The sequence below is a fragment of the Nocardioides sp. genome, assembly GCF_035429765.1.
Classification (GTDB): Bacteria; Actinomycetota; Actinomycetes; order Propionibacteriales; family Nocardioidaceae; genus Nocardioides.
On sequence record NZ_DAOMFK010000242.1, the window covers coordinates 1 to 4,118 of the forward strand.

Annotated in this window: 4 protein-coding genes; 2 read left to right on the forward strand and 2 right to left on the reverse strand. The window is 73.9% G+C overall.

The genetic code is table 11. From position 1 onward, the window contains the following. On the reverse strand, nt 1-690 hold a 690-nt coding region (locus PLP61_RS15385; protein ID WP_324503635.1), incomplete at its 3' end, for a demethylmenaquinone methyltransferase. Between the two features lie 77 nt (nt 691-767). Here PLP61_RS15385 and PLP61_RS15390 point away from each other — a divergent pair. Beyond that, on the forward strand, nt 768-1,865 hold the full coding sequence (locus tag PLP61_RS15390) for a L,D-transpeptidase family protein (RefSeq protein WP_324503636.1): 1,098 nt from the start codon (nt 768-770) through the stop codon (nt 1,863-1,865). Nucleotides 1,866-1,912: 47 nt separating this feature from the next. Continuing rightward, nucleotides 1,913-3,178 (forward strand): isochorismate synthase, encoded by a 1,266-nt coding sequence (locus PLP61_RS15395; protein WP_502889084.1) that lies wholly within the window; start codon nt 1,913-1,915, stop codon nt 3,176-3,178. 45 nt (nt 3,179-3,223) lie between these two features. Here PLP61_RS15395 and PLP61_RS15400 read toward each other — a convergent pair. Beyond that, nucleotides 3,224-4,118, reverse strand: an 895-nt coding sequence (locus PLP61_RS15400) for a hypothetical protein (protein WP_324503637.1), incomplete at its 5' end; no start/stop codon positions are given.

A 4,118-nucleotide genomic window follows, 5' to 3' on the forward strand; every position in this document is an offset into this window, starting at 1 on the left:
GACCTTTCTGGCGCGGTGCGGTGTAACTTTGCCGCCGGTGAGGTTGCGCCACTCCGCGGCCCGCCACCCCTCGTCCGCGAGCACCCCGGCCAGCCCGGGCTGGTCGGGCCAGGCCCGGACCGACTCGGCCAGGTAGACGTAGGCGTCCGGGGAGGAGGAGACCGCCCTGGCGATCACCGGCAGCGCCTTCATCAGGTACTCCAGATAGACCACCCGGAACGGCGTGAGCGTGGGGTGGCTGAACTCGCACACCACCAGTCGGCCACCCGGCCGGGTGACCCGCCGCAGCTCGCGGAGACCCGCGAGCGGGTCGACGATGTTGCGCAGCCCGAAGGAGATGGTGACCGCGTCGAAGGTGTCGTCGGCGAACGGGAGCCTGGTGCCGTCGCCGGCGGTGAACGGTAGGTCGGGACGGGCTCGCTTGCCGACCTGGAGCATCCCGAGCGAGAAGTCGCAGGGCACCACCACGGCACCCCGGTCCGCGAACGGCTGGCTGGAGGTGCCGGTGCCGGCGGCGAGGTCGAGGATCCTCTCCCCCGGCCTGGGGTCCACCGCGTCGATGACGTCGCGGCGCCAGCGCCGGTCCTGTCCCAGCGAGAGGACGTCGTTGGTGAGGTCGTAGCGGCGCGCGACGGCGTCGAACATGCGGCGGACGTCGGAGGGATGCTTGTCCAGCTCTGCACGTGCCACGTGCGGCAGCCTAGAGGGCGCCCCCGCCGGGCAACCAAATGCGCGGCTGCGGCGTCCTACCGAAGGACACTGGGGACGTGAGGGAGGTGAGCGCGGTGGGTGCTGCTGCGGTGCGGGACCGGGCTCCGAGGCCCGTGCTGGTGCTCGGCCTGCTGCTGGTCGTGCTGCTCGCCACGGCCTGCGCTCCGCTGTCCTCGCGCCACGACGCCGGACCGGGCGCAGCGACCTCCTCGAGCCCACCGACCGCGGTGCCGGAGCCGGTCGTGGGCCCGACGAGCGCCCCGATCCCCTCGCGCTACCTGCTGCGCCCCGGGGACCGCGGCGTGCAGGTGCGCGAGCTGCAGCACCGGCTCTTCCAGCTCGCCTGGCTGCCCGAAGCCACCACCGGTCGGTTCGACGCCACCACCAGGGCGGCCGTGGCGGGGTTCCAGGAGAAGCGTGGCCTGCCCGCCACGGGTCTGGTCGACGGGAGGACCTGGGCACGGCTGGTGCGGATGACCCGGGAGCCGACGCACGACCAGCTCTTCAACATCTGGCACCCGGGTCCGCCCCTGCTCGCGGAGGGGGACACCGGTGAGCAGGTGCGCGACCTGCAGGCGCGTCTGGTGCAGATCGCCTGGCTGTTCGGTGACGTGAGCGGGACCTACGACGCCACCACGACCGCGGCGGTGAGCGGCTTCCAGGCCAAGCGGGTGATCCCGGTGACCGGCGTCGTGGACCAGCGCACCTGGGACCGGCTCACCGCGATGACGCGCGCCCCGACGTACGAGGAGATGCACAACATCCGGCCCGAGCCGGGCGCTCTCGACCCGCGCTGCCTCACCGGCAGCGCGCTGTGCGTGGACAAGTCCACCAACTCGATGCGCTGGGTCGTCGACGGCGACGTGCGGGCGACGTACGACGTGCGCTTCGGGTCCGAGGAGCTGCCCACGCGGGAGGGTGCCTTCCAGGTGTACCTGAAGTCCCGCGACCACGTGTCGAGCCTCTACCACACCTCGATGCCGCTCGCGCTGTTCTTCTCCGGAGGGCAGGCCGTGCACTACTCCCCCGACTTCGCGGCCCACGGCTACTCCGGCGCCTCGCACGGCTGCGTGAACGTGCGCGACTACGACGGCATGCTGTGGCTGTTCGACCAGGTGCAGGTGGGCGACAAGGTCATCGTCTACTGGTCGTGAGCGCGGGATTCCGGGGCCTTCGGGCTCCGGGCGTAGGCTGACCCCTCGTGACCTCCCGCACGGTGCCCGACGGGCCGAGCAGCCCGCTCGTCGTGTCTTCCGTCCCGTGCGACCTGCCCGACGACCTCCCGCTGCTCTCGCTGGTGCCACCCGACGCGCCGGTCACGTGGCTGCACCGTGCCGAGGGACTGGTCGGCTGGGGCGTCGCCGCTGAGCTGCGGACCCGCGGCGTCACCCGCTTCGCCGACGCGAACAAGTGGTGGTCCGAGACCACCGCCCGCGCCACCGTCCACGACGCCGTGGGCGAGCCGGGCAGCGGGCTGGTGTGCTTCGGCTCGTTCGCCTTCGCCGACGAGCCGGGCGACTCGGTGATGGTGGTGCCCCGCGTGGTCGTCGGGCGCCGCGCAGGGCGCGCCTGGATCACCACTGTCGGGACCGAGCCGGTGCCGCCCCCGGACGTCGTGCCTGCGGAGGTCCCCGACCCGCCCGCCGACGTCGTCTTCGCCGACGGCGCACTCAACGGCGAGCAGTGGATGAGCGTGGTGGCCGAGGCCGTGGCCCGGATCAACGCGGGCCTGCTGGAGAAGGTGGTGCTCGCCCGCGACCTGGTCGCGACTGCGACGGCACCGGTGGACGTGCGGGCCCCGCTGCGGCGGCTGGCCGAGCACTACCCCTCCTGCTGGACCTTCCACGTGGACGGGCTCTTCGGGGCGACGCCCGAGATGCTGGTGCGCCGCGAGCGCGGCCTGGTGACCTCCCGGGTGCTGGCCGGCACCATCCGGCGGACCGGCGACGACGACCGGGACCTCGCCCTGGCCGCACACCTGGCCCGCTCGTCGAAGGACCTCGAGGAGCACGAGTACGCCGTGCGCTCGGTCGCCGACGCGCTCGACCCGCACTGCTCCTCGATGAACGTGCCCGAGTCCCCCTTCGTCCTGCACCTGCCCAACGTCATGCACCTGGCCACCGACGTCGCCGGCGTCGTCCACGACGCGGCCACCGTGTCCTCGCTCGAGCTGGCCGAGGCGCTGCACCCCTCGGCGGCCGTCGGCGGCACCCCCACGCCGGCCGCCACCGCGCTCATCGCCACCCTCGAGAGGATGGACCGCGGCCGCTACGCCGGCCCGGTCGGCTGGATGGACGCCAACGGTGACGGCGAGTGGGGCATCGCGCTGCGCTCCGCCGTGGTCGCCGGGGACACGGTCCGTCTGTTCGCCGGCTGCGGGATCGTCGCCGACTCCGACCCCGCTGCGGAGCTGGCCGAGGCGCAGGCCAAGTTCGTGCCGGTGCGCGACTCGCTGACCGGCGGCTGACCCACCGCCGGACGCGCCCGCGTGCGTGCCCGGCAGGGCGGACGGTCAGCGGCACACGGTGATCCGGCCGTGGCGGACCACCTCGAACTTCGAACCGTCCAGCGGCCTGCTCCGGAACTGGTCGAGGGCGTCGGCCCACCGCGGGTCGGAGGTGCCGGTGACGTACATCGCCGAGCCCTGGTCGGCGAACATCAGCCCGTAGCGCTTCATCGCCACCACCACGGCGCGTGCCGCGCCGGTGTACCGACGGGTCGGGACCGAGGCCTTCAGCCGCAGGCGCATGCCGTACGCCGGGTAGCGGGCCCCCTGGTGGGACCCGCAGTGGCGGGCCGGCCGGACGTAGGCGTTGCGAGCCAGCGGGAGGGTGACCCGCAGGGCGTGGGTGATCCGCCCGGTGGCCGCCTCGTCGTAGTCCAGCAGCCCCGGGAGGATCGGCAGCCCGGCCGCGTCGGCGGAGGTCCAGCCACGCGGGCGGAGCCGGTTCGAGCCCAGGTCCCAGCGCGCCGCTGACGCGGCCCGCCAGGCCACCACGGCACCGGTGTCGTCGTACACCCGCGTGGCCTTGTAGAGCTCGACCAGCCGGCAGGTCCCGCGCTGCACGGTGACCACGTGCCGGTCCCCGTCGGCGGGGTCCGGGCGGCTGATGCTGCCGCCCTCGATCGCCGCGCCGGGCGGGACGGGCACCGGTCCGCGGTCGCTCTCGTCGGCGTAGTTCTCGCCCTCGACGCCGAAGCGCAGGGGCAGCCGCTGCTGGTCCTGGGGGGCGAGGGTGACGGGGATGCCGTAGTACTCCTCGGTGCTGCCCAGGTCGAGGTGGACCGGGGACCCGGCGGCCTGGCCCCGGATGACCCGCGCGGACCCGCGGGCCACCGGCAGCCGGTCGACCCGGGTTTTCCACGGGTTGTCCGCCGGGAAGACCGGGCAGCCGCCGACCGTGTGC